Source organism: Halomonas sp. EF61 (genome assembly GCF_040147045.1).
In the GTDB taxonomy this organism is placed as follows: domain Bacteria; phylum Pseudomonadota; class Gammaproteobacteria; order Pseudomonadales; family Halomonadaceae; genus Halomonas; species Halomonas litopenaei.
The window spans coordinates 229,544-252,207 of record NZ_JAMSHM010000004.1; the positions used below are offsets into that span (position 1 = coordinate 229,544).

Genomic DNA, 22,664 nt, shown 5'->3' on the forward strand with positions numbered 1-22,664 from the left:
GGTCAGCACGTAACTCGTCAGCACGTTATCGGACGATACGTTACTGATTAGTCAGTACAGTTGGCCAGCGCGTCGATATCAGCAGACAGGAGGCTCCCATGACAGATCCAATGGTAGGCAAGACGTTTGAATTCAACTGTGACGGCACCACCTGGGGCGTCGTCTTCGAGAATGCCACCCGCATGCGTCATCGCCTGGGCGGCAATTCACCGTCCCAGAAAGCTCAGGACATCAGCTCCGCCTACCTGGCGACCCCGGTCGATGAGCACCGGATCTTCGTCTACGGACTCGAGGAGCAACAGCTGGCGCTGCGCTACGTGCTGGATTTCAACGACATGACCTTTGTCGGTCATGGTGCCTTTGACGGTCTGTCCTCCACCGCCAGTGGCGAGTTCCGCCCGTCCTGAATCCTGGCGGCCGCGCCTTGTATGGTCACGCCGTACCTGGCAATCGCCTGGCACCTAAAACCTGGCACCTGAAACAATCTAGATAGGCATCAAGCCCCAGCGGACATCAAGGACCGTCCCGAAACTGCATCGGTCACCGGTCCTTGATGCCTGTGATGGCCCATTTGGGCCACCTCCCAGGCTTCGGCCTAGACTCCCCACCGCTGGCGTGCAGATATCATCGCTGATGACAAGACGCCGATGATCAAGACACTGGTGATCAGGCCTTGGTGACTAGGCTTGGGTGACTAGGCTTGGGTAATTCAGCCCTAGTGACCTGGCCCAGACAATCAGCCCGCGCGATGGCGTTCAGCCAAGGCAACCAGCCCGGCCAGGGTGGCGTTGTCGCTGTCGACTTCCTCGACGCGAATGCCCTGGCGCTCCAGCGCCTGGCGGTAGAGCGGATTGAGACTGGACGAGCCGACCAGTACCACCGCGCCCTGGTGGTTCAGCAGATGCTCGCGCTGGGCCAGCACCTCGGCGCCGATCAGCACCCCGGACAGAAAACTGCCCACCTGGTGGGCGCCAAGCCCTGCGTACAGGTGGCGGCTTCGGCCTTCGAACAGGGCGTGCATCAAGCCCGCCGGATGGTCCGCCGCCGCCAGCCCCTGGGCAAAGCCATCGGCGTCGTGGGCGTCGCTGCCCCTGGCCGGCTCTCCCGGCAGGGTATGAAACCGCACCGCATGATAGAGCTCGCCGGTCATCACCGTGGAGAAGTCGATCAGCCGCTCTCCTTCCAGACGGGCCCACTTGCTGTGGGTGCCCGGCAGACAGCAGACCCCGGCGGACAAGCCCAGCAGCGCCAGTGCACCGAAGGCCTGGATCTCCTCGCCGCGCATCACGTCGACGTGATCCTCGCGCACCACCTTGAGGCCAGGCACGATCCAGGCGTTGTCCAGCCCCGGCGCCGCTACGACATTGTCGGCCAGGTCGGTGGCCGAACGCGGCACCTCGAGCTGCGGTGCTTCGCTCCAGCCCCGCGCCGAGCCGACCATGCCCGACAGGTAGACCGGCACTTCACCGCCCTTTCGCCAGGCCCCGACCTGGGCCTCGCAGTAATGCGGGAATTCTTCCGTGCTCAACGACTTGAGCCCGGCATCCGAGCGCACGCTATCGAGACACTCGCCGCTGTCGCGGTCCACCAGAAAGGCCCGAAAGTTGCTGGTTCCCCAGTCAATGGCGATCAGCCGCCGGCTCATGCGCCACCCCCTTGCTGGCCTGCCTGGTCAGCCGCCAGACGCTGCCATTCGGCCACCAGCTCGCGTGCGACCTCCCCCACCTCGGCGGCGCTGCGTCCGGGCTTGTAGAGGTTGCTGCCGAAACCGAAGCCGGCGATGCCGACGGCATGCCACTCGGCCATGTTGGAGCGATCGATACCGCCCACCGCCAGCACCGGCAGTCCCTTGGGCAGGATCGCACTGATGTCCTTGAAGTAGCCGGTGCCCAGGCGTGCCGCCGGGAACAGCTTGAGTGCCATCGCCCCTGCCCGCACCGCGGCCAAGGCTTCGGTCGGGGTCATGCAGCCGATCATCGGCGCAAGCCCACGCTCGGCGCCCAACGCCACCAGCTCGGCCTCGGTGTTGGGGGTGATCATCAGCGGCGCCCCGAGCTCGGCAAGCCGAGCGGTATCGTCTTCGTCGAGCACCGTGCCGGCACCGATCAAGACGTCATCGGGACAACAGGCCACGGCGCGCTCGATGCTGACCCAGGGCTCGGGCGAGTTGAGCGGAATCTCGATCAGCCGGAAACCGGCCTCGACCAGGGCGTGACAGACCGGCTCGATCTCGTCCGGCGTGATACCACGCAGGATCGCCACCAGCGGCGTCTCGGCCATGGCAGCGTCCAGCACGCGACGTTGAGCGTCGTTCATCGCAAAGTCCTCGAAGTCGAAAAGAAGGAAAACTCAGCCCCATGATAAAGCGAAGGGCGGCTGATGCCGCCCTTCGCCGTCAGGGTTCAGACCTAGTTGACTAGCCACATGGCCATCTCGGGCCACACCAGCAGCGCCGCGAGTACACATAGCTGCAGGGCGATAAAGGGCAGCACCGCGACGAAGATGTCCTTGAGGCTGATCTCCGGTGGCGCCACGCCCTTCAGGTAGAAGGCCGCAGGTCCGAACGGCGGCGACAGGAAGGACACCTGCATGTTCACCGCGAACAGGATGCCGAACCAGATCGGGCTGTAGCCCAGCTGCACGATGATCGGCACGAAGATCGGCAGGGTCAGCATGGCCACCCCGATCCAGTCGAGGAACATGCCGAGCACGATCAGGATCGCCATCATCACCAGGATGATCACGATGGGCGAGACGTCCAGATCCATGATCATGCCGGAGATGAAGCGGTTGCCGCCCATCAGGTTGTAGACCCCGACCAGGGCGGCGGCACCGATGCCGATCCAGATGATCATGCCGCAGGTCACCAGGGTCTGGGACAGGCTCTGGTGCATCATCGAGAACGAGAACTCGCCCCGGGCCAGCACCGCCAGCAGCACGCCGAACACGCCCATGGCCGCCGCCTCGGTGACCGAGGCCACGCCACCGTAGATCGAGCCCAGCACCATGAAGGCGATCAGCGCCGGCACGATGATCGAGCGCAGCGCGGCGCCCTTGGAGGCGAAGCCGGCGTTGCGGTCCTCCTCGCTCATCGGCGGGCCCATGGCGGGGTTGCGCAGGCAGCGCACCAGCACATAACCGATGTAGGACAGCATCAGGATCACCGCCGGGGTGATCGCCGCGGTAAACAGGTCGGCGATGGAGACGCTGGCGATCAGGCCGTAGATGATCAGCACGATGGACGGCGGCATCATGGTACCGAGCGCCCCGCCGGCGCAGACCACGCCGATCGACAGGTGCTTGTCGTAGCCGAGGCGGAGCATCTGCGGCAGCGCCAGGATGCCGAGCAGCACGATCTCGCCGCCGATGATGCCGGACAGCGCGGCCAGGAAGAACGCCACCACCACGGTCTGCACGGCGACGCCCCCGGGCAGTCGCCCGGCGAACACCCGCATGGCGTTGAACAGATCCTTGGCGATGCCCGATCGGTCGAGCAGCGAGGCCATCAGCACGAACATCGGCACCGCCACCAGCGAGTACTCGGTGACGAAGCCGTAGACCCGGCTGGTCACCAGCGGCAGGGCGTTGGGGCCGAACCAGCCGAAGGTAAAGGCCAGCGCCACCAGGCCGGTGATAAAGGCCAGCGGCAGGCCGGTGACCAGCAGCGCGAAGATGGCGCCGACCAGCAGCAGGGTTCCGTCTGCGATGCTCATCAGTCAGCGCCTCCTTCGGGTGCATCGGGGGCGGGCTTGCCCTTGATCGACTGGATCAGGTGAATCAGCGCCTGGACGCACATGATCGCCACCGCGGCGAGGATCATGCCCTTGACCAGGGCGGGGAACGGCGGGTTCCAGGAGGTGCCGGAGCGCTCCAGTTGCCACTCGCCGAGGGGGTTGTGGGAGGCGCCATAGAACATCACCCAGGCGGCGTAGGTCATGCCCAGGCAGAAGCCGAAGGTGACCAGGTCATTGAAGCGGTCGAGCCACAGCCGGAACCTCGGGCCCACGGCGTCGTAGAGCACCTTGACCCGGATATGGCGGTTGGAGGCCAGCGCGGCCGGGCCGCCGAGACAGAAGCTGACCGCCACCAGCATGACCACGGTCTCGTGGACCCAGGAGGTGGGCGCGCCGAAGCCGTAGCGCATGATCACCTCATAGACGCTGATGGCCATGGCGATGAACACCAGCCAGGCGGCGAACTGGGCCACCCGAACCACGCCACGGTCGAACCGACTGCGCACCACATCGGGGGCACGCTCGGGCGTCTTGTCCGTTGACGGATCGGGTGATGGGTCGGGCCCAGGCCCTGCACGTGTCTCGTCACTCATGAGACATCCTCGACATTGATGTATCGCGACGCCCGTGATCTATCGCCCCAACGGGCGCGGACATCGCAAGATGAAAAGGAGGGGGCGGTGCCTCGGCACCGCCCCGGGTTCCACTGGCGTACGCCAGCGAGGCTTACAGCAGGTTGTGGTTCTCGAGGTAGGCCACCACGGACTCGTAGAATTCCTGGGTGATCTCGTTCTTCTCGGCCCAGTTCTCCCACTCCTGCTTGGCGATATTGCGGAACGCCACGCGCTCCTCCTGCGGCAGGTCGATGATCTCGATATCCGGGTTCTGGCGGGCCTCGCGCACGGCTTCCATGTCGCGGGTCTTGAGCTCGGCCACCATCTCGTAGGCCAGGGCGTCGACCGAGGTCTCGAGGATGCCCTTCAGGTCATCGGAGAGGCTGTCCCAGACGTCCTTGTTGAGCGACACCGCCACCATCGGCAGCGAGTGGAAGCCCGGGTACAGCGGGTACGGCGCGAACTCGTGCAGCCCCTGGGCCTGGTTGGTGGCGAACACGGTGTAGTCGGCGGCGTCGATGACGCCCTTCTCGAGGCCGGTATAGACCTCGGAGCCCGGCAGGTTGACCGGAGTCGCGCCGGCGGCCTCGAAGATGTTGTAGACCATGCCCTCGGGTGCACGCAGCTTGAGGCCCTGCATGTCGTCGATGGAGCGCACCGGCTTGGTCGACGGCAGCGACTCGAGGCCGGTGGCGGCGGCGCCGATCAGGTGGACGCCGTAAGGTTCGACCAGCTTGTTGTAGAGCTCTTCGCCACCGGCGTTGTTCATGTAGTCGAGGAAGTCGTAGGGATCGCTCCAGGCGCCTACCAGGTTGCCGATCATGCCGAAGGCCGGGTTCTGGCCGGTGAAGTAGCTCGGGTCGGTCAGGTGGCCCTGAAGAATGCCGGACTGCACGGCCTGCAGGGTCTGGTTGGCCTGGACCACGGCGTTGACCGGCAGGATCTCGATGGAGATGCGGCCGTTGGACATGGTCTCGACGTTGTCGGCCCAGGCCTTCTTCATCTCGAACTGCGGCTCACCCGCGGTCTCGGAGGTCTGGAAGGTCCACTCGTACTCGGCCGCCTGGGCAGAGGACGCCGTTGCCGCGAGGATCGCCGCGCCCAACGTCGTGAGCGCGGAACCAGAGAACTTGAGCTTGGTGCTTGCCATCATGGGAATCTCATCCTTCTTGTTGGCGAGTTGCAGGGAATTCGGGAGCGTCGAAGGTGGTCTCGATCGTGGCGGGCGACCTTGTCACCCCTTCGAGACCCAGGTCCTGTCCGGTGCGCTCCAGTACCGCGAGAGCCGCTCGGGCGGCTTCCTGCGGCTGGCGAAGCCGGATCGCCTCCATCACCCGGCGGTGACGATCCATGCTGTCGTTGAGCCTGTCGGCGCTGTGGTTGGAGCGTTCCACCAGCAGCGCGATGGCGGGTTTGAGAACGTGGCTGATCTGGGCCCACACCAGATTGTGCGATGCGGTAAAGATCGCCTCATGAAAGGCCACGTCATACTCGTCGTGGCTCTTGCCATCAAAGCGTAGATCATCGTTGGCCAGCGCTTCGATCATGCCTTCATAGGCCGTCTCGATGGCCAGCAGGTCGGCGGCGGTGGCGTGCTCGGCGGCGAGACGGGCGACAAAGGGCTCCACCGCCACGCGAAAGGCGAAGACTTCGCGCTGGATCACCGGATTGGGATGGGCAAAACGCGCCAGCCAGCCGCTCACCCTGGGGTCCAGCAGGTGCCAGCCCTCCAGTGGTTGAACCCGAGATCCCTGGCCCGAGATCCGCGTGATCATGCCCGCCGCCACCAGTACCTGCAGCGCACTGCGCACGGTGGAGCGGCTGACTTCGAAGCGCTCGCACAGATCCACTTCCCTGGGCAGGAAGTCCCCCGGCGCATACTCACCGGCGAAGATCGCCTCGGCCAGGGCATCGGCGATGTCCGGGCGCGCGCGACGCGTGGAAGTGGAACTTGCCGACATGGAGCCATCCATACAGGGAACGAGAGAAATCGGACATGTAGCACCATGTGTCGGACGGCGCTACACGCTATGTCCGACATAGCTTGACGAAAACGTATTTCAAACGCCTTTAGACTTTAGTCATGATTGGGTAGCGCCCTGCCGCCACGCCCTGTCCATGGCGCTCCTCGGGGAACCTCGCTGATTCGGCACAGTCGTAGTGGATAGACCTCGGACCCAGGAAGACAATCACCCCCTTTACGAAACAGACCGACTGGTCTATTGTGGCGACCGTACACCTATCGATGATCACGGAGCGAGGCGTGAATCCGAGTGATCCTCGGCCACGCTTCGCACTCTCCGGAGCGACAGCCAATCGACTTCCGGTTCATCACGCAAAGGAGGCATGATGCAGTCGAACTACTACACCATCAGCGAGTATCCCACCGGCACCCCCAGCCAGGACGTCTTCAAGCTCAAGCAGCAGGACCTGCCGGCGCTGGCTGACGGTGAAGTGCGCATCCGCAATCGCTGGCTGTCGGTGGACCCCTACATGCGTGGACGCATGAGCGGTGTCACCACCTATATCGAACCCTTCGAGCTCGAGGCACCGCTGGAAGGAGCCGCCGTCGGCGAGGTCATCGAATCCCGTGACGATCGTTTCAAGGTGGGTGACAAGGTCAGCCACATGGGTGGCTGGCGAGACGTGGCCCAGCTGCCCGCCGACGGCGTGACCGCCCTGCCCGATCTGGACGTGCCGGAACAGGCATACCTGGGCGTGCTGGGCATGCCGGGGATGACCGCCTGGACCGGCCTGAATGCCATCGCCGAGATGCAGCAGGGTGACAATGTGCTGGTCAGCGCCGCCAGCGGCGCGGTGGGCTCTCTGGCGGTACAGCTGGCGAAGGCCAAGGGTGGTGTTGTGGTCGGCCTGGCCGGCAGCCAGAAGAAGCGCGACTGGCTCGAGTCTCAGGGCGTGATCGCGGTGGACTACCGCGACAAGGACGCCGCCACCCTCAGCGAGGATCTGGCCAAGGCCTGCCCGGACGGTTTCGATGTCTACTACGAGAACGTCGGCGGAGTCTGCCTGGAAGCCGCGCTGAACAACCTCAGGGTCGGCGCCCGCATCGCCGTGTGCGGCATGATTTCCCGCTACAACGATGAAGGTCCGGCACCGGGACCGGCCAACCTGGCGATGATCCTGATTCGCCGAGCGCGCATGCAGGGCTTTATCGTGTTCGAGCACTGGGACAACTACCCGGCCTTTCTCAAGGACGTCGGTCCCAAGGTCGCGGCCGGCGAGATCGACTACCAGGAGACCGTGCGCGAGGGCCTCGAGGCCACGCCGGAAGCCTTCCTCGACCTATTCAAGGGGGCCAACACCGGCAAGATGCTGGTGCGCCTGGGCTGATTGCTGATTGCCCTTGCTGGACGATTGACCCAGACACCGCCTACGGGCGGTGTCTCTGGTTCAGCACTGCTCGAATGACCGCCGCGCCATCAACGGCCACGGCTGGCAATCATCACGCCGGACACCACCATCAGCATGCCCACCGCCGTGACCCCGCCGATCGTCTCGTCCAGCGCCCACCAGGCCAGCGCCGTGGCCGCCACCGGGGTAAGCGAGCCCAGCGCCGAGGTCGCCTCGGCCCCCAGCCGTCGAATCGCGATGCCCATCAGCAGGCCAGACCCCAGCCCCACCAGGATGCCCTGCACCACCAACTGCACCAGCCACTCCTTCGTGGGCACCAGATGCAGGGACAGCCCCCCCGCCCCGCTCGCCTCGAGCCCGATCACCGTCAGCACAATGACCAGTCCACTGGGCACCGTGACCACCGCCGTGGCCTCGAGCGCCGACAGACCGCTCTGACGCACGCTGAGCGTGAACACCGCCCACATCACGCTGGACAGCAGGAACATGCCCTGTCCCAGCAGCAGGCTCTGCGAGCCCTGTCCCCCGGACGCCAGCAGACAGACGACGCCGAGTCCAATAGCGACCAGTCCGGCGGCACGCCCCCGCGACAACGGCTGAGCGAAGACCCAAACCGCCAGGGTACTGACGAACAGCGGCGCCGCGCCGGGTATCAGGGTGCTGCCGTGGGCCACCGGGGCCAGCCCCATGCCCACCGCCCCCAGCAGGAAGAAGGGAATGCCGGCGCCTGCCATCATGCCGACCAGCCACACCGGGTTGACCGCCAGCAGACGCTGGCGCCGACGCAGCGCCAACGGCAGCAGCGCCAGGCCAGGCACGGCGTAGCGAAACAGGGTCAGGTCGAGCGTTCCCAGTGGTGACAGTGCCCCTTGGCGCAGCGACAGGAAGTAGCACGACCAGATCAGCACCGCCCCCAGCGCAGCGGCGACCCCCAACAGGGCGCGCCGGGGAGAGGCGACAAGCGGTGCCACCTGGGTCAAGGAAGACGACATGACAGGACTCCGTGAGGTTCGGCGGGTGCCTGAACGAGCACCCTGCTGACCTTCAGTCTGCCGCCAACGGTCGGGCAAATGCAGGCAAAGACTCCGACGCACTGGACCCATATTGGCAGGACATGCCAATATTTCGCCTAGATCCGCCTGATTGAGCCAATCCGTTGAAAAAACTGGACCGTATCGATCGCCATCTGCTCGCCCTGCTCCAGCAGGACGCGCGACTCACCAGTCACCAACTGGCCGAGCGGGTGGGGCTGTCGCCGTCACCCTGCGCCAGGCGCATACGCCGGCTGGAGCAACAGCGGCTGATCCAGCGCTACCGCGCCGAGCTGGACCGCGAACGCCTGGGGCTGGGGCTGACGGTGTTCGTCCACGTCAAGCTCAGCCGCCACCAGGACGCCCTGGTGGAAGCCTTCGAAGCCGCCGTGGCGGACATGCCCGAAGTCATCGAGTGCCACACCGTGTCCGGCGCCTTCGACTATCTGCTGCAGATCGTCAGCGCCGACCTGAAAGGCTACGAGCGCTGGGTACGACAGCTGCAGACTCTGCCCATGGTCAATACCGTGGATTCGAGCTTTGCCATCCGTGCCGTCAAGCGCGCCGGCGCCCTGGATCTGCGCGACGCCCGTCCGCCTGACGACGATTCGTAAGGCTCCGCACGAGGATCCGCAGCACGGCCCCACCAGGCAGACGTCGCCTCAGCCGGGATCAGGGCCGGCGCCTCTTCACCAGCATCGAGCCTAGCTGACGTCGGCGCTTCACTTCGGCGTCATCAATCGTCAAGCTAGGGTCGACCCCATCGCCGTCCGGGCCCACGTACCGCCACCCAGGAGAGTTGCATGCCGACCCCGCCCGCTCCCCCACGCCTGACCCTGGAGGTCTTCAGCGATCTGCGCTGCCCGTTCTGCTACCTGGAGTTGCCCGAACTGGAGGCGCTGGAAGACAGGTTTGGTCATGACATCCGCATCGTCTGGCGCCCCTTCGAGCTGCGCCCCGAGCCGGAACCTGCCCTCGACCCCCACTGCGACTACCTGAACGAGCTGTGGCGAGACGCGGTGCTGCCGATGGCTCAGGAGCGAGGTCTGAGCATGCGCCAGCCGAACATCCAGCCACGCTCGCGTCTGGCTCTGGAAACGCTGGCCTGGGCCGAGCGCCGCTATCGCGACACCCCGTCAGCCAGCCAGGTCGCTGCGCTGCGAAAGGCCCTGTTCAGCGGCTTCTTCGAAGATAGCCTGGACCTGTCGGATCCCGGCGCCCTGGCCGAGATCGCCAATCAACTGGGGCTAGACGGCGCGGCACTCGAGGCGAGTCTTGCCGCCGGTGAAGACCGCGAGGCGGTACAAGCTTCCCGCGAGGAAGGTCAGGCGCTGGGGGTTCACGGCGTTCCGGCGCTGCGCTTTCTGGTCGACGGCGAACTCGCCGGCATCCTGTCCGGCGCCCAACCCAGGCGCCAGCTCTTTCTGGCGGTGGAACGCCTGCAGGATGCCCTGCGCCAGCATGAGGGCAAAAGGACGTCATGAGTGACCGCACACGTCCGGTGGTGGTGATCGGTGGCACCGGCTTTGTCGGTGCTGCCGTCGTGCGCGAGCTCTACTTCGCGGGCCATGCGGTCCGCGTGGTGGCCCGCCACCCGAGACTTCCGGAAGAGGTGGAAGACGGCGATCCGGTCGAGGCGATCCAGGCGGATATCGAGGATCCGGAGAGCCTCAAGGCGGCCCTTGAGGGGGCCAGCGCGGTGATCAATGCGGTCAGCCTCTACCGCGAGAGTGGCAAGCGCAGCTTCGAGCAGGTGCATGTCGAGGGCGCCGCCAGGCTGGCGCGGCTCGCCCGGGAGGCGGGCATCGATCGCTATGTGCTGCTGTCCGGCATCGGCGCCCGGCTCGATTCGCCCTCGCCCTACGTGCGCGCCAGGGCGAGAGGCGAACAGGCGGTGATGGGCGAGATACCGCGTGCGGTCATCGTTCGCCCCAGCGCCCTCTATGGCCAGCAGTCAGGCCTGGTGGCGACCCTGGCAAGGCTGGTGAAGATGCCCCTGGTGCCGCTGTTTGGCGCCGGAGAGATGCGCCTGCAACCGCTCCACGTGGGTGATCTGGCCAGCGCCCTGGCACGCCTGGCCACCCGGGCGAGCCTGCCCAGGGCACTTTACGAACTGGGCGGGCCCGACCCGCTGCGCTACCGCGATCTGGTCACCCAAGTGGCGCGACACCTCGGCAGAGAGCCCAGGTTCATCAAGGTCCCCCTGCCCCTGTGGCACGCCCTGGCAATGGCCCTTTCGCCCTTGCCCTCGCCGCCGCTGACCCGCGATACCCTGTGGCTGATCACCGAGGACAACCTGGTCGCCAACGGCGTCGGCAGCTTCGCCGACCTGGGCCTCAATCCGCGCAGCCTGCGTGACAGCCTGCCGCACTGCCTGCCAACGCAGGCGGGCTGAGTCCGACGGACGGGCCGCGATGGCCCCGACCCGATGCCGCCGGGACTTGGCGTTAGATAACCGCTTCAGGCGTCGCCCATGTTCGCCATCAGGCTCGGCTGCACCACCTCGATCCAGTAGCCGTCCGGGTCCTTGACGAAGACCACGTCCTTCAGCTTGCCCTGCTCGGGGCGCTTGATGAACTCGACGTCGTTTTCATCGAACCAGGCCACCGCCGCGTGCAGATCCGGCACCGCAAAGCAGATATGACCAAAGCCCTGGGGCTCGGCGTTGCCGTCGTGGTAGATCCGCCCTTCCTGCTCCTCGCTGCCCCAGTTGTGGGTAAACTCGAGCAGTCCGCGCTGCTGAAAGGTCCAGGTGGAGCGGGCGGCGGCGTCCTCGGGAACCTGATCATCCGCCTCGAGGTTGGCGAGAAAGTACAGCGAGAACTGCATTTCCTCGAAGTCCAGGCGCCTCAGCACGCTCATGCCGAAGACCCGCGAATAGAACGCCAGGGACACCTCGGGATCCTTGACCCTCAGCATGCTGTGATTGAGGCGAAAACCGCGCGTGGCCTCGGGGGCCGGCTCCACGCCGGGGTGCTGTTCGCCTTGGAAATTGTCGTGCATCTCGGTCTCCTTGGATGAGGGGTCGATTGTCGTTCAGGGGTCGTCAGATCGCCTGCTCGGCCATCTGCTGCGCGATATATTCTGCCTGACGCAGGGCCAGCGAGACGATGGTCAGGGTCGGGTTTTCCGACGCCGAGGTGGTGAACTGACTGCCATCGGAGATGAACAGGTTCGCCACCTCATGGGTCTGGCCGTAGCCGTTGCAGACGCCGTCCTCGGGGCGCTCGCTCATGCGGCAGGTACCCAGGTTGTGGGTCGAGGGATAGGGCGGCACCTCGTAGACATCCCGCGCCCCCACCGATTCGTACAGCGCCTTGCCCTGCTGATACCCGTGCTGCCTCATGGCCACGTCGTTGGGGTGATCGTCGTAGTGCACGTTGGCCACCGGCAGGCCGAAACGATCGGTCACCTCCGGGTTCAGGGTGATGCGGTTGCTGGCCTGGGGCAGATCCTCCCCCACCAGCCACATCCCGGCCATATGATCATACTGGTCCATCGCGCCGGCGAAACGCTCGCCCCAGGCGCCGGGATCGAGGAAGGCAGCCATGAACGGCAGCCCCAGCGACAGCGTCTCCATCTCGTAGCCACCGACAAAGCCCCGCGACGGATCATGGCGCGCCTCATCGGAGATGATGCCGGCCATGGTGGTGCCGCGATACATGTGCACCGGCTCGTCGAAGGTGGCGTAGACCGACCCCGTCATATGGCGCATGTAGTAGCGTCCGACCTTGTCTGCCCCATTGGCAAGCCCCTTGGGGAAACGACTGCTCATGGAATTCAACAACAGCCGCGGCGTCTCGATGGAGTTGCCGGCCACCGCCACCACCCGGGCCTTCTGTCGCTGTTCGCGGCCCTCGCTATCAAAGTAGACCACCGCCTTGGCACGACCCTCGTCGTCATGCTCGATACGCGCCACATGCGACTCGGGCCGCAGCTCCAGGTGTCCGGTGGCGATGCCTCTGGGCAGCTCGGTATAGAGCGTCGACCACTTGGCCTGGGTCTTGCAGCCCTGGAAGCAGAAGCCGCGCTGCTGGCAGGGCGCCCGGCCATCGCGGATCTCGCTGTTGATGGCCATATGGCCGGTGTTGCAGGAATAGCCGAGCTTCTGCGCCCCGGCGTACATCACCTTGAAATTGTTGTTGCCCGGCAGCCCCTTGTTGTCGTGGGTGCGGGTCACCCCCATGCGCGCCTCGGCACGATCGTACCAGGGTGCCAGTTCCTCGTAGGACAGCGGCCAGTCGAGCAGGTCAGCGCCGTCCACCGCGCCATAGTGGCTCAGCGCCTCGAACTCGTGGGGCTGGATGCGCAGGCTGGCACCGGCCCAGTGCACCGTGGTGCCGCCCACCGACTTGACGATCCAGGCCGGCAGGTTGGGAAAGTCCCGTGCCAGCCGCCAGCTTCCCGACGTGGTCCTCGGGTCCAGCCAGGAAAGCTGGTTGAAGGCACCCCACTCGTCGGCCAGAAAGTCCGAGGTGGTGTGCAGCTTGCCCGCTTCCAGTACCACCACGTCGATGCCCTGCTGGGCCAGTTCGTTCGCCAGGGTGCCTCCACCGGCCCCCGAGCCGATCACTACCACCACACTGTCATCGTCCAGCGCAAAGGTCTTCTGACTGTCGGTCATGGCCATGACGACGTCTCCTCATCGGTCCGTATTGTTCGTTGTTGTCTGTTGTTATCTGTAGCTGGCTGTTGTTGTCCGTGGCTGTGGCCAGCTCGCAACGACGCTCGTCTCACCCGGCGCCGCGACAGCGTCAGCCCGGTACTTCATGGGGCAGGTAGCCGCCCTCGGGCCGGGGCGGATCCGGCAGCCAGTCCAGGTCATTGAAGCCCTTCGTCAGGTAGCCGGGATTGCCCGCCTCACCCTCGTAGCCGAAGTGGGCGTAGGCCAGATCGTTGTCATAGAGCGAGACGACGGCGTCGCCGCGCACCAGTTCGAAGAATGGCGAGCCGGCCCGCGCTTCCAGCAAGGCGAAACGCTCGCTCGGCGACAGCGATAGCCAATCACCACCCGCCTCACGGTCGAGCACATCGATACCTTCGGCTACCAGGGCCGCGACCTGGGGATCGGCGGCCTTGGTGTCCAGACTCTTGACCACCAGGGCGTAGACCGCGTCTTCAAGGTCTGGGTGAGGGAAGATGTGACGCGTCATCGCCAGCAGCACCTGGCCCTGGCGACTGGTCAGGGTTTCAAGGGACATGGCCCAGCTACGACTGGGCGCCAGCAGGGCGATGGGACCGGAGGCCATCGCCAGTGTGCCCATCAGCACACCACCGCTGGCCTTGAGAAAGACACGACGAGAAAAAGCGCTACCCTTCATAGCAGGACTCCTTGCCCCAGGCCGTAGAATTCAGATTCGACAAGCGCCACATGCGACACTGCGTCTCTCCAAAGCCTATGTCGCCTCCGCCTACGGCGGGTAACACTGGGGTACTACGTCGACCATGGTCTAATGCTCCTTGACGCAAGAGCCAGGCAGGGTCAGAAGACGGCATCATCGATAACGACCGGACGCCAGCGAGAGGACCACGCCATGTGCCATATGTACGCCTCCACCGACCCTGCCAAGTACGAGTGCACCACCCGTTCCATCCGCCTGCAGGGCTCGGTGACCAGCGTCAGACTGGAAAACGAGTTCTGGGATATCCTCAACGAGATCGCCGCCGGCCAGAATCTGACCACGGTTCAGTTCATCAGCGAGCTGCATCAGGAGGTGATCGAGATCCGGGGTGAGGTGCCTAACCTGGCATCGCTGTTACGGGTGGCCTGCGCCATCCACCAGCAGAATGCCATTCAGGAGAATGTCATCCAGGGGAATGCCGCCCAACAGAATGTCGCCCAACAGAATGCCGCCCAACCCGCTGTCGAACGCCTGTCTCGGGCATCGCTGGGCATAAACTGAAACGGCGCCGGGTAAAGGGGCTCACCGACACCTCGTTCGGCCTCACATGTCTGGCCTGAGGCGCCATTGAGAACAGCACCTTTCTTGATGCGACTAAAGTCTATATCTTTTTTCTCGAAAACTACGCCTTATCTCAATCTTTTCTCTACGCTCCTTGTCATACGCGGCAATTCGTGAAGAATGGCCTCCGCATTCCTACCCAATGGACAATTTGACATGGATTCCATCGCCACCTGGTTCAACGATGCCGTCTCCGTCGGCAACGGCCTGATCTGGGGTAAACTGCTCGTTTACCTGTTGATCGGCGCCGGTCTCTACTTCACCGTCATGACCCGCGGCATCCAGTTCCGCTTCTTCGGCCATATGTTCGCCCTGCTCAAGGGATCCCGTGATGGCGGCGAGGGCATTTCCTCCTTCCAGGCCCTGTCCACCAGCCTGGCGGCCCGCGTGGGTACCGGCAATCTGGCGGGTGTCGCCGTGGCCATCTATCTGGGCGGCCCCGGCGCCATCTTCTGGATGTGGATGACCGCGCTGGTCGGCATGGCCACCAGCTTCGTCGAGTCCACCCTGGCCCAGGCCTACAAGGTCGACCACGGCGACAAGACCTTCCGCGGCGGCCCGGCCCGCTACATCGAGCGCGGGCTCGGTCAGCGCTGGATGGCCATCGCCTTCTCGATCTGTCTGATCATCGCCTTCGGCCTTGCCTTCAACAGCGTCCAGGCCAACTCCATCGCCCAGGCCATGGAGCAGGCATTCAACATCCCGACCTGGATCGTCGGCATCGCCCTGCTGGTGGGGGTTACCCCGATCATCTTCGGCGGCCTGCGCTCCATCGCCAAGGTGGCGGAGCTGATCGTGCCGCTGATGGCACTGCTCTACCTGATCCTCGCTCTGGTGGTGGTGGCGCTGAATATCGATGAGCTGCCGAGCGCCATCGCGTTGATCTTCAACAGTGCCTTTGGCCTCGAAGAAGCCGCCGGCGGTGCAGTGGGCTACGCCGTGGCCCAGGCCATGATGCAGGGCATCAAGCGCGGCCTGTTCTCCAACGAGGCCGGCATGGGCTCCGCCCCGAACGTGGCCGCCACCGCCAGCACCCGACCGAACCATCCGGCGGCCCAGGGCTTTATCCAGATGCTCGGCGTGTTCTTCGACACCCTGGTGATCTGTACCGCCACCGCCGCGGTGATCATCCTGTCGGAGCCGGCGCTGCAGAGCGGTGATGCGCCCAACGGCATCCAGCTGACCCAGGTCGCGCTGTCCGAGCACGTCGGTGACTGGGGCGGCATGTTCGTGGCCATCGCCATCCTGCTGTTCGCCTTCACCTCGCTGATCGCCAACTACTCCTACGGTGAATCCAACATCGAGTACCTGGCGGGCTCGCGTCGCTCTGCGGGCGCGGTGTTCATCTATCGCCTGGCGGTGCTGGCGATGATCATGATCGGCTCGATCGCCCAGCTCGGCACCATCTGGAACTTCGCCGACCTGTCCATGGGCATGATGGCACTGATCAACCTGACCGCCATCCTGCTGCTCTCGCCGCTGGCCTTCGCCCTGTTCCGCGACTACGAGCGTCAGCTCAAGGCCGGCCAGGAGCCGACCTTCAACCCGGACGAGTTCCCCAAGCTCAAGGGCAAGGTGGACCCAAGCGCCTGGCCGAGCTTGAGCAACAAAGCCTCGCAGGCCTCATCCTCTGAAGCGCCCAAGGGCAGCGGAAAGGACGCCTGATCAGGCGCTGGACCAGCAAGACCGCAGGGGCCGCTTGAGCCCCGGCACCAACAACGCCACGGCCCATGCCGGGGCGTTGTCGTTTCCGACGGCCGGACACGGGCCGTCTCGTCAGGCCAGGCACCGTTGCGCCCCGATCGTCCCTACGCCCTGGGCAGCGGCGCGTCCTCCTCGTCCAGGGCACCGTCGAGAAAGTCGAGCAGTGCCCGTACCGACGGTAACTGTCCGCGGCGGCTGGGGTAGACCGCGTGGATCAGTCCGGCCCGGGGCTCCCAGCCCGGCACCACGTCCACCAGGCGCCCGGCGCACAGATCGGCGCCCGCGGCCACCAACGGCAAGCGTGCCACCCCCTGGCCATCGAGCACCGCCCGGTGCAAGAGCCCCACGTCGTCGGTCACCAGCCGTGGCCGGTGCTCGATGATTCGCTCCTCGCCGCCGGGACCGTCCAGGCGCCAGCGATGGCGCCGGTCCGGTTCCTCGAAGTCGAGACTGGGCCAATCGCTCAAGGCTTGCGGCGCTTCCGGCATCCCCAGGCGCGCCACCAGATCCGGTGATGCCAGCAGCCGCTGGGGGCTGCGCGACAGCCTGCGCATCACCAGTTCGCTGTCTTCCAGCGGCGGATAGCGTACCCGGATCGCCAGATCGAAGCCTTCTCGCACCACGTCGACTCGGCGACTGGTCGCCACCACGTCCAGGTCGATGCGGGGACAGCGACGCAGGAACTCGGAAAACAGCGGCGTGAACAAGGTGGCGAGAAGGCTCGGCGGACAGCTCAGGCGAATGCGCCCGCGCGGTTCGGCCTGGTGGCGCTCGACCACCTCCACCGCCGCCTCGGCCTGCCACAGCATGGCCTGGCAATGCTGATAGAAGGCCTGGCCCAGTTCCGTGACCACAAACTGACGGGTGGAACGCTGAATCAGGCGAGTATCGAGGCGTGCCTCCAGTGCCGCGATACGTCGGCTGAGCCGTGACTTGGGCAGCCCCAGGGCGCGGCCCGCCGGAGCAAAACCGCCGTGGTCCACCACCTTGACGAAATAGAAGAAGTCGTTGAGATCCTGCACGGCTCGGGTCCTGTCGAGGGTGATTGAGCGCACCATCGTTCCACATATGCAACGATGCGTCCGAATTTTGCCTACTACCGCCTCCATCGTCTCGATTCTATGCTGTCACCATGACGGATCGCCAACGATCCTTCCATGACAGGAGGTGTCCCATGAAGACCATCAACGCCGTACACGCTGCCCCTCGCGGTCACTGGGTGGGCGACGGCTTCCCGGTGCGCTCGCTGTTCAGCTACGACCGCCTTGGCGCCGAGCGCATCAGCCCCTTTCTGCTGCTGGACCACGCCGGGCCTCACCACTTCGCGCCCAGCGAGCAAAAGCGTGGCGTCGGCGTGCACCCCCATCGGGGCTTCGAGACGGTGACCTTCGTGCATCGCGGCGAGGTCAGCCACCGCGATTCCTCCGGCGGGGGCGGCACCATCGGCCCGGGCGACGTTCAGTGGATGACCGCCGGCGACGGCATCCTCCACGAGGAGTTTCACTCCGAGGACTTCACTCGCCAGGGCGGCGACCTGGAGATGGTCCAGCTGTGGGTCAATCTGCCGGCGCGCCACAAGACGACCCCGGCGGCCTACCAGAACCTGACCCGTGACGAGATCCCGGTGGTGACACTGCCGGGCGAGGCGGGCCAGCTCAGGGTGGTGGCCGGCGAGTACCTGGAGGCACGTGGCCCGGCGCGGACCTTTACCCCGATCAACGCCTGGGAGCTGGCATTGAACGAGGACGCTGAAACGACCTTGTCGCTACCCAACGGGCACACTAGCCTTCTGGTAGTGCTCGACGGCACCCTGCTGGTACAGGATCAGGAGGTCGTGCGCGGTGGCAGCGTGGTCGAGCTGTCCCGCGATGGCGAGACGCTGGCCCTGGCCGCCAACACCGCCGCCCGGCTGCTGGTGCTGACCGGTGAACCGATCGACGAGCCGGTGGTAGGTCATGGCCCCTTCGTGATGAACAGCGAGGCCGAGATCCACGCCTCCATCGACGCCTTTCGACGTGGCCGGTTTGGCCGCCTCAGTACCTGAGCCCACGGCGCCCAGGCACCTGCTCCTATCGCCCTGCGACGCCTTGCGAAACACCCCGACGGCAGCCGCCGCCGGGGGCTGTACCTCCAGGCTGGATGCCGGAGGCATCTCCCAAGGAAGGTTTCCCCTGACTCCAGGAAATCGCCATGACTCGCCCCTATGTTCGTCTCGACAAGAATGACGTCACCGTGCTGCTGGTCGACCACCAGGCCGGCCTCTTGTCGGTAGCACGTGATTTCGATGCCGACGCCTTCAAGAACAACGTGTTGGCCCTGGCCGATATCGCCAGGTTCTTCGAGCTGCCGACCATCCTGACCACCAGCTTCGAGGACGGACCCAACGGTCCCATGGTCCCCGAACTCAAGGAGATGTTCCCCACCGCGCCCTACATCGCCCGCCCCGGCCAGATCAACGCCTGGGACAACGAGGAGTTCGTCGCCGCCATCGAGAAGACCGGGCGCAAGCAGTTGCTGATCGCCGGGGTGGTCACCGAGGTGTGCGTGGCCTTCCCCGCGCTGTCGGCCATCGAGGCCGGCTACGACGTCTTCGTCGTCACCGACGCCTCGGGCACCTTCAACCCGGTGACCCGTGAGGCTGCCTGGGACCGCATGAGCCAGGCCGGCGCCCAGCTGATGACCTGGTTCGGGGTGGGCTGCGAACTGCACCGCGACTGGCGCAACGACATCGAAGGCTTCGGCGGTCTGCTGGCGTCCCACCTGCCGGCCTACGCCAACCTGATGCAGAGCTATTCGCAACAGACCCAAGGGTGACCTCAAGGCTTGGGCGCCCTGCGCCCAGGCCTTGCCCTTTCCGTCGATCCCACCCAGGTACAGCCCTACCAGGTCTAGCCATGACCGCCCAGGAGGCCACCATGAGCCTGCACGAAACGCCCCATCGCCCATCATCTTCTTTGGACTGCCCGGTCGTCGATGGCCGTCACTGCATCCAGCGTATCGGTTCCCGGGAGGCCGACGTCGGCGGCCTGCCGATCCACCGCGTGCTGCCCACCCGCGAGCGCCGCCTGATCGGCGCCTGGTGCTTTCTCGACCACGCCGGCCCCAGCATCCTGCGCGAGGGCCAGGCCATGCGGGTCGGCCCCCATCCCCACACCAGCCTGCAGACCTTCACCTGGATGCTCTCCGGCGAGGTCCACCACCGGGATAGCCTGGGCAGCGACCAGGTCATCCGACCGGGTGAGGTCAACCTGATGACCGCCGGCCACGGCATCAGCCATACCGAAGAGAGCCTGGCCGAAACCGACAGCCTGCACGCCGCCCAGCTATGGATCGCCCTGCCCCGGGACAAGGCCGACACCGCGCCACGCTTTGATCACTACGCCGAGCTGCCGCGCTGGCATCGCGATGGCGCCGACTTCACCCTGCTGATCGGAGAAGCCGAAGACCATCACGCCCCCACCCTGAGTTTTTCGCCGCTGGTGGGACTCGACGTTCAGGCCAGTGACACCACGAAGCTGGCGGTCCCCCTGCGTCCCGACTTCGAATACGGCGTGCTGGTGCTCGAAGGCGGCCTCGAGCTGGATGACGAGGCCTTCACGGTGGACGAGCTGGGGTATCTGGGGCGTGGGCGAGACAGCCTCGAACTATCGCTGTCTGCGGGCAGCCGGATCCTGTTGATCGGCGGCAAGCCGATGCAGGACGAGATCCTGATCTGGTGGAACTTCGTTGGCCATTCGCGGGAAGCGATCATCCATGCCCAGCACGACTGGGAAGCCGCCAGCGAGCGCTTTGGTGACATCCCCCAGTGGCAGGGAGCACGCCTGGAGGCGCCACCGCTGCCCTGGTCTTCCTGAAGGCCGCCTTGCCGACACGCAAGGCATTCATCCAGACGCCTTGTCCTCCTGCGCGTTCAGGCTGGCCCACCAGTCGGCGTAGGAGCTGTTGTGGGGTGCGCGTCCGGACTCATCCTCGGCGCCGTCGGACCACCACACCGGGCCACGCTCGCCCAGCGCCTCCTTGGCCGCCTGGACCTGGCGGCGCGCGGCCTTGAGCGCGTCGTCATCGTCGACCTTGTTGGCCTCCTTGACCGCGCGTCGGGCCGCCATCAGCGCCTTGACGTGGCGCTTGCGGGTGTCCTCGTCCAGGCCCGGATCGGTGCAGCGCCAGAGGCGATTGCGGGCAACAAAGTAGCGCCCATCCGGCGTTGTGGGGTACTTCACATCGACCTCCTTCTGCCATCTTGATGCGATATGTTGCAGGATGAATGCACAAGATCGGCGCTGGCAATGGCTGACAGAGCGTGCTCCATTGGCTATATGGTCCATGCCTTGCCCTTTTGCGCTTCCATTCACACCGCAGGAGAACCCCATGAGCGATACCCGTCCCCGTATCCTGGTCTTTGCCGGCAGCGCCCGGGAAGATTCCTTCAACAAGCGTCTGGCCAAGCTGATGGCACAACGCATCGACGCCCTTGGCGGACAGGCCACCTTCGTCGACCTGCGTGACTTTCCCATGCCGATCTACGACGGTGACCTGGAGGCCGCCGAGGGTCTTCCCGAGCACGCCAGCCGCCTCAAGCGGATGTTCATGGAGCATCAAGGTCTCGCCATCGCCTCCCCTGAGTACAACGGCTTCATCACACCGCTTCTGAAGAACACCATCGACTGGGTCTCGCGCCCCGACGGCGACCTGGGCGCCCTCGAGCCCTACCAGCACAAGGTGGCGGCCATCGTCGGCGCCTCACCCGGCGGGCTGGGCGGGCTTCGCGCCCTGCCGCTGCTGCGTCAGCTCTTGAGCAATATCGGCGTCACGGTACTGCCTGACCAGCTTGCCGTGGGCGGCGCCGGCAGCGCCTTCCATGAAGACGGCAGCCTGGCCGACGAAGGCAAGGCCAAGGCGCTGGACAACATCTGTCAGCGCCTGGTCACTACCCTGGCGCGGTCGTCACAATGACGGCCGTCGGCCCCTGACGGTCAAAGGGCTGAACGCCGGCTGACAACCGCCCGCCACCAGTCCCGCATCGGGGCGGCTACCACAGCGCCCCGATCATGATCGTCAGACACGCCAGCATGCCGATGGCGAAGACGAGGGAGCGGGTCCACTGCCAGTTCAGGGCGTAGGCCAGCGGGTGGAGCAGGCGTGAGGTGAGAAAGACCAGCGCCGGCACGTCGAGGCTTTCAAGCTCCACCCCGGTGCCGATAGCCACCACCGCGGTGGTGGCGTAGACGATCAGCGCCTCCCAGGCGTTGGACTGGGCCGCCTGCAGCCGTGCACCGACGCCTTCAAGACGCGCCTGCTGGGCACGTGGGTGGCGATTGTCCAGGTGGCCGAACTGGCGCACACGCCAGGCGGCGCCGATCCAGGCCAGCAGGATCGGCAGCAGGGAGGCAACAAAGAGGGTGACGAGAAAGATCGACATGGAAGGCTCCGAGGGCGAATTGCCCCCAGCATGGCACAGGGAATGGCTGACAGGCGAAGGGCCAGGCGTCAGCATGGCGGTAGTTGCCTGACACCGGGCAATACCGCATCCCCGAGGTTTCCTTCATGCCAGCGAGCCGAGCCCACGACGTCACCCACGCCCCCGATGTCCACCCTGCCCGTCATGCCGTGACCAGCCGCGCCCTGCACGCCTCGCTGGCGTTGACCATCGGTCTTCTCTACCTCACTGCCTACGGGCGCAAGTGGGCGACCACCCAGCTCGAGTCGGCCAACTGGTACCTGCTGGTGGTCCACGTCAACCTGGGGCTTTTGAGTGTGGCGCTGTCGCTCGGGCTGCTGGCGGCCCACCTGTGGCTGCCGCAGCCGCCACCCCTGGGTCTGCCACGAGTGACTCGCCTCGCCCACCGTGGCCTGCTCGCCGTGCTCCTGGCGCTGCCCGTGGCGGCGTATATCGGTACCGGCTTCGACCTCAGGGTGCTGGGCCAGTGGACACTGCCCGCGTTTCAGCGCCTGCCATTGGCGGCGTCGCTCGCAGCCTTGTTCGAAGTACCGCTGATCACCCTGATGGAGCCGTTTGGCCGCTTCCATCGGGACTGGGGCGCCGATCTGCTGCTGCCCTTTTTGCTTGGTGGCCACATCGCGGCGGCCCTGTTTCACCATCTTGTGTTGAAGGACGGCGCTCTTGGCCGAATATGGTCACTGCGCCGTTGAGCGGCGCCCCATGCTCCTCGCCACCGCGGCAGACATGCGAAGAAGCCCGCGCAGTCACCTGCGCGGGCTTTTGTGCTTCGGCCTGGAGAGCGGTCT

Annotated in this window: 25 protein-coding genes; 12 read left to right on the plus strand and 13 right to left on the minus strand. The window is 65.5% G+C overall.

Annotation, left to right across the window (positions count from 1 at the left end; translation table 11 throughout):
• The first annotated feature begins 98 nt into the window (after positions 1 to 98).
• Positions 99 to 407: a hypothetical protein gene (locus NFI08_RS20640; protein WP_045995291.1), complete on the plus strand. Its 309-nt coding sequence runs from the start codon at positions 99 to 101 to the stop codon at positions 405 to 407.
• A 329-nt stretch (positions 408 to 736) separates the two neighbouring features.
• On the opposite strand, the gene NFI08_RS20645 is transcribed toward NFI08_RS20640, so the two are convergent.
• The 6 genes from NFI08_RS20645 to NFI08_RS20670 all read right to left on the minus strand — a co-directional run bounded on the left by NFI08_RS20645 (position 737) and on the right by NFI08_RS20670 (position 6,309).
• Complete coding sequence (locus tag NFI08_RS20645) at positions 737 to 1,645, minus strand: 2-dehydro-3-deoxygalactonokinase (RefSeq protein WP_349591387.1); 909 nt, start codon at positions 1,643 to 1,645, stop codon at positions 737 to 739.
• Positions 1,642 to 2,316, minus strand: a complete 675-nt coding sequence (locus NFI08_RS20650; RefSeq protein WP_349591388.1) for a 2-dehydro-3-deoxy-6-phosphogalactonate aldolase — start codon at positions 2,314 to 2,316, stop codon at positions 1,642 to 1,644. The genes NFI08_RS20645 and NFI08_RS20650 overlap by 4 nt, the downstream gene beginning before the upstream one ends.
• 92 nt (positions 2,317 to 2,408) lie before the next feature.
• A complete protein-coding gene (locus NFI08_RS20655; RefSeq protein ID WP_349591389.1) occupies positions 2,409 to 3,713 on the minus strand; it encodes a TRAP transporter large permease in 1,305 nt (434 codons plus the stop codon).
• Complete coding sequence (locus tag NFI08_RS20660; RefSeq protein WP_124803969.1) at positions 3,713 to 4,327, minus strand: TRAP transporter small permease subunit; 615 nt, start codon at positions 4,325 to 4,327, stop codon at positions 3,713 to 3,715. The genes NFI08_RS20655 and NFI08_RS20660 overlap by 1 nt, the downstream gene beginning before the upstream one ends.
• A 133-nt stretch (positions 4,328 to 4,460) precedes the next feature.
• Positions 4,461 to 5,501, minus strand: coding sequence for a TRAP transporter substrate-binding protein (locus NFI08_RS20665; RefSeq protein WP_213228768.1), 1,041 nt, complete (start codon positions 5,499 to 5,501; stop codon positions 4,461 to 4,463).
• A gap of 7 nt (positions 5,502 to 5,508) precedes the next feature.
• Positions 5,509 to 6,309, minus strand: coding sequence for a FadR/GntR family transcriptional regulator (locus tag NFI08_RS20670; protein ID WP_045995058.1), 801 nt, complete (start codon positions 6,307 to 6,309; stop codon positions 5,509 to 5,511).
• A gap of 388 nt (positions 6,310 to 6,697) precedes the next feature.
• Here NFI08_RS20670 and NFI08_RS20675 point away from each other — a divergent pair, with 388 nt between their 5' ends.
• Positions 6,698 to 7,699 carry an NADP-dependent oxidoreductase gene (locus NFI08_RS20675; RefSeq protein ID WP_213228770.1) on the plus strand — a complete coding sequence of 334 codons (1,002 nt, stop codon included), beginning with the start codon at positions 6,698 to 6,700 and terminating at the stop codon, positions 7,697 to 7,699.
• 89 nt (positions 7,700 to 7,788) lie between these two features.
• Here the strand turns inward: NFI08_RS20675 and NFI08_RS20680 are convergent, their stop codons facing one another.
• Positions 7,789 to 8,712 (minus strand): DMT family transporter, encoded by a 924-nt coding sequence (locus NFI08_RS20680; protein WP_162816475.1) that lies wholly within the window; start codon positions 8,710 to 8,712, stop codon positions 7,789 to 7,791.
• A gap of 164 nt (positions 8,713 to 8,876) precedes the next feature.
• Between NFI08_RS20680 and NFI08_RS20685 the strand changes: the two genes are divergently transcribed.
• The 3 genes from NFI08_RS20685 to NFI08_RS20695 all read left to right on the plus strand — a co-directional run bounded on the left by NFI08_RS20685 (position 8,877) and on the right by NFI08_RS20695 (position 11,146).
• Entirely contained in the window at positions 8,877 to 9,365 is a 489-nt protein-coding gene (locus tag NFI08_RS20685) for an Lrp/AsnC family transcriptional regulator (RefSeq protein WP_205254686.1), read from the plus strand.
• A gap of 189 nt (positions 9,366 to 9,554) precedes the next feature.
• Positions 9,555 to 10,235, plus strand: a complete 681-nt coding sequence (locus tag NFI08_RS20690; RefSeq protein WP_108449152.1) for a DsbA family oxidoreductase — start codon at positions 9,555 to 9,557, stop codon at positions 10,233 to 10,235.
• A complete protein-coding gene (locus NFI08_RS20695) occupies positions 10,232 to 11,146 on the plus strand; it encodes a complex I NDUFA9 subunit family protein (RefSeq protein WP_349591390.1) in 915 nt (304 codons plus the stop codon). Before NFI08_RS20690 ends, NFI08_RS20695 begins: the two co-directional genes overlap by 4 nt.
• A gap of 65 nt (positions 11,147 to 11,211) precedes the next feature.
• On the opposite strand, the gene gloA is transcribed toward NFI08_RS20695, so the two are convergent.
• The 3 genes from gloA to NFI08_RS20710 all read right to left on the minus strand — a co-directional run bounded on the left by gloA (position 11,212) and on the right by NFI08_RS20710 (position 14,072).
• Positions 11,212 to 11,754, minus strand: coding sequence for a lactoylglutathione lyase (gene gloA / locus NFI08_RS20700; protein WP_045995063.1), 543 nt, complete (start codon positions 11,752 to 11,754; stop codon positions 11,212 to 11,214).
• Positions 11,755 to 11,797: 43 nt separating this feature from the next.
• Complete coding sequence (locus NFI08_RS20705) at positions 11,798 to 13,381, minus strand: GMC family oxidoreductase (RefSeq protein ID WP_157033148.1); 1,584 nt, start codon at positions 13,379 to 13,381, stop codon at positions 11,798 to 11,800.
• A 124-nt stretch (positions 13,382 to 13,505) separates the two neighbouring features.
• Positions 13,506 to 14,072, minus strand: a complete 567-nt coding sequence (locus NFI08_RS20710; RefSeq protein WP_045995064.1) for a gluconate 2-dehydrogenase subunit 3 family protein — start codon at positions 14,070 to 14,072, stop codon at positions 13,506 to 13,508.
• A gap of 213 nt (positions 14,073 to 14,285) precedes the next feature.
• On the opposite strand from NFI08_RS20710, the gene NFI08_RS20715 reads away from it, so the two are divergent.
• Complete coding sequence (locus NFI08_RS20715) at positions 14,286 to 14,654, plus strand: ribbon-helix-helix domain-containing protein (RefSeq protein WP_083970678.1); 369 nt, start codon at positions 14,286 to 14,288, stop codon at positions 14,652 to 14,654.
• 216 nt (positions 14,655 to 14,870) lie between these two features.
• Complete coding sequence (locus NFI08_RS20720) at positions 14,871 to 16,379, plus strand: alanine/glycine:cation symporter family protein (RefSeq protein WP_045995065.1); 1,509 nt, start codon at positions 14,871 to 14,873, stop codon at positions 16,377 to 16,379.
• Between the two features lie 143 nt (positions 16,380 to 16,522).
• Here NFI08_RS20720 and NFI08_RS20725 read toward each other — a convergent pair whose 3' ends face one another.
• Positions 16,523 to 17,440 carry a LysR substrate-binding domain-containing protein gene (locus tag NFI08_RS20725; protein WP_222517209.1) on the minus strand — a complete coding sequence of 306 codons (918 nt, stop codon included), beginning with the start codon at positions 17,438 to 17,440 and terminating at the stop codon, positions 16,523 to 16,525.
• Positions 17,441 to 17,592: 152 nt separating this feature from the next.
• Between NFI08_RS20725 and NFI08_RS20730 the strand changes: the two genes are divergently transcribed.
• The 3 genes from NFI08_RS20730 (at position 17,593) to NFI08_RS20740 (ending at position 20,272) form a co-directional block, all read left to right on the plus strand.
• The gene (locus NFI08_RS20730; protein ID WP_287165137.1) at positions 17,593 to 18,462 is read left to right on the plus strand and encodes a pirin family protein; all 870 of its coding nucleotides are present in this window, start codon (positions 17,593 to 17,595) and stop codon (positions 18,460 to 18,462) included.
• Between the two features lie 146 nt (positions 18,463 to 18,608).
• Positions 18,609 to 19,232, plus strand: coding sequence for an isochorismate family cysteine hydrolase YcaC (ycaC, locus tag NFI08_RS20735; protein WP_108133309.1), 624 nt, complete (start codon positions 18,609 to 18,611; stop codon positions 19,230 to 19,232).
• 101 nt (positions 19,233 to 19,333) lie between these two features.
• Positions 19,334 to 20,272 (plus strand): pirin family protein, encoded by a 939-nt coding sequence (locus NFI08_RS20740; RefSeq protein WP_349591391.1) that lies wholly within the window; start codon positions 19,334 to 19,336, stop codon positions 20,270 to 20,272.
• Positions 20,273 to 20,299: 27 nt separating this feature from the next.
• On the opposite strand, the gene NFI08_RS20745 is transcribed toward NFI08_RS20740, so the two are convergent.
• On the minus strand, positions 20,300 to 20,638 hold the full coding sequence (locus tag NFI08_RS20745; RefSeq protein ID WP_348826758.1) for a hypothetical protein: 339 nt from the start codon (positions 20,636 to 20,638) through the stop codon (positions 20,300 to 20,302).
• A gap of 148 nt (positions 20,639 to 20,786) precedes the next feature.
• On the opposite strand from NFI08_RS20745, the gene NFI08_RS20750 reads away from it, so the two are divergent.
• Positions 20,787 to 21,371: an NADPH-dependent FMN reductase gene (locus NFI08_RS20750; RefSeq protein WP_349591392.1), complete on the plus strand. Its 585-nt coding sequence runs from the start codon at positions 20,787 to 20,789 to the stop codon at positions 21,369 to 21,371.
• A gap of 76 nt (positions 21,372 to 21,447) precedes the next feature.
• On the opposite strand, the gene NFI08_RS20755 is transcribed toward NFI08_RS20750, so the two are convergent.
• The gene (locus NFI08_RS20755) at positions 21,448 to 21,837 is read right to left on the minus strand and encodes an MAPEG family protein (protein ID WP_108449144.1); all 390 of its coding nucleotides are present in this window, start codon (positions 21,835 to 21,837) and stop codon (positions 21,448 to 21,450) included.
• A 125-nt stretch (positions 21,838 to 21,962) separates the two neighbouring features.
• Here NFI08_RS20755 and NFI08_RS20760 point away from each other — a divergent pair, with 125 nt between their 5' ends.
• Positions 21,963 to 22,568, plus strand: coding sequence for a cytochrome b/b6 domain-containing protein (locus tag NFI08_RS20760; protein ID WP_108449143.1), 606 nt, complete (start codon positions 21,963 to 21,965; stop codon positions 22,566 to 22,568).
• Positions 22,569 to 22,664 lie beyond the last annotated feature (96 nt).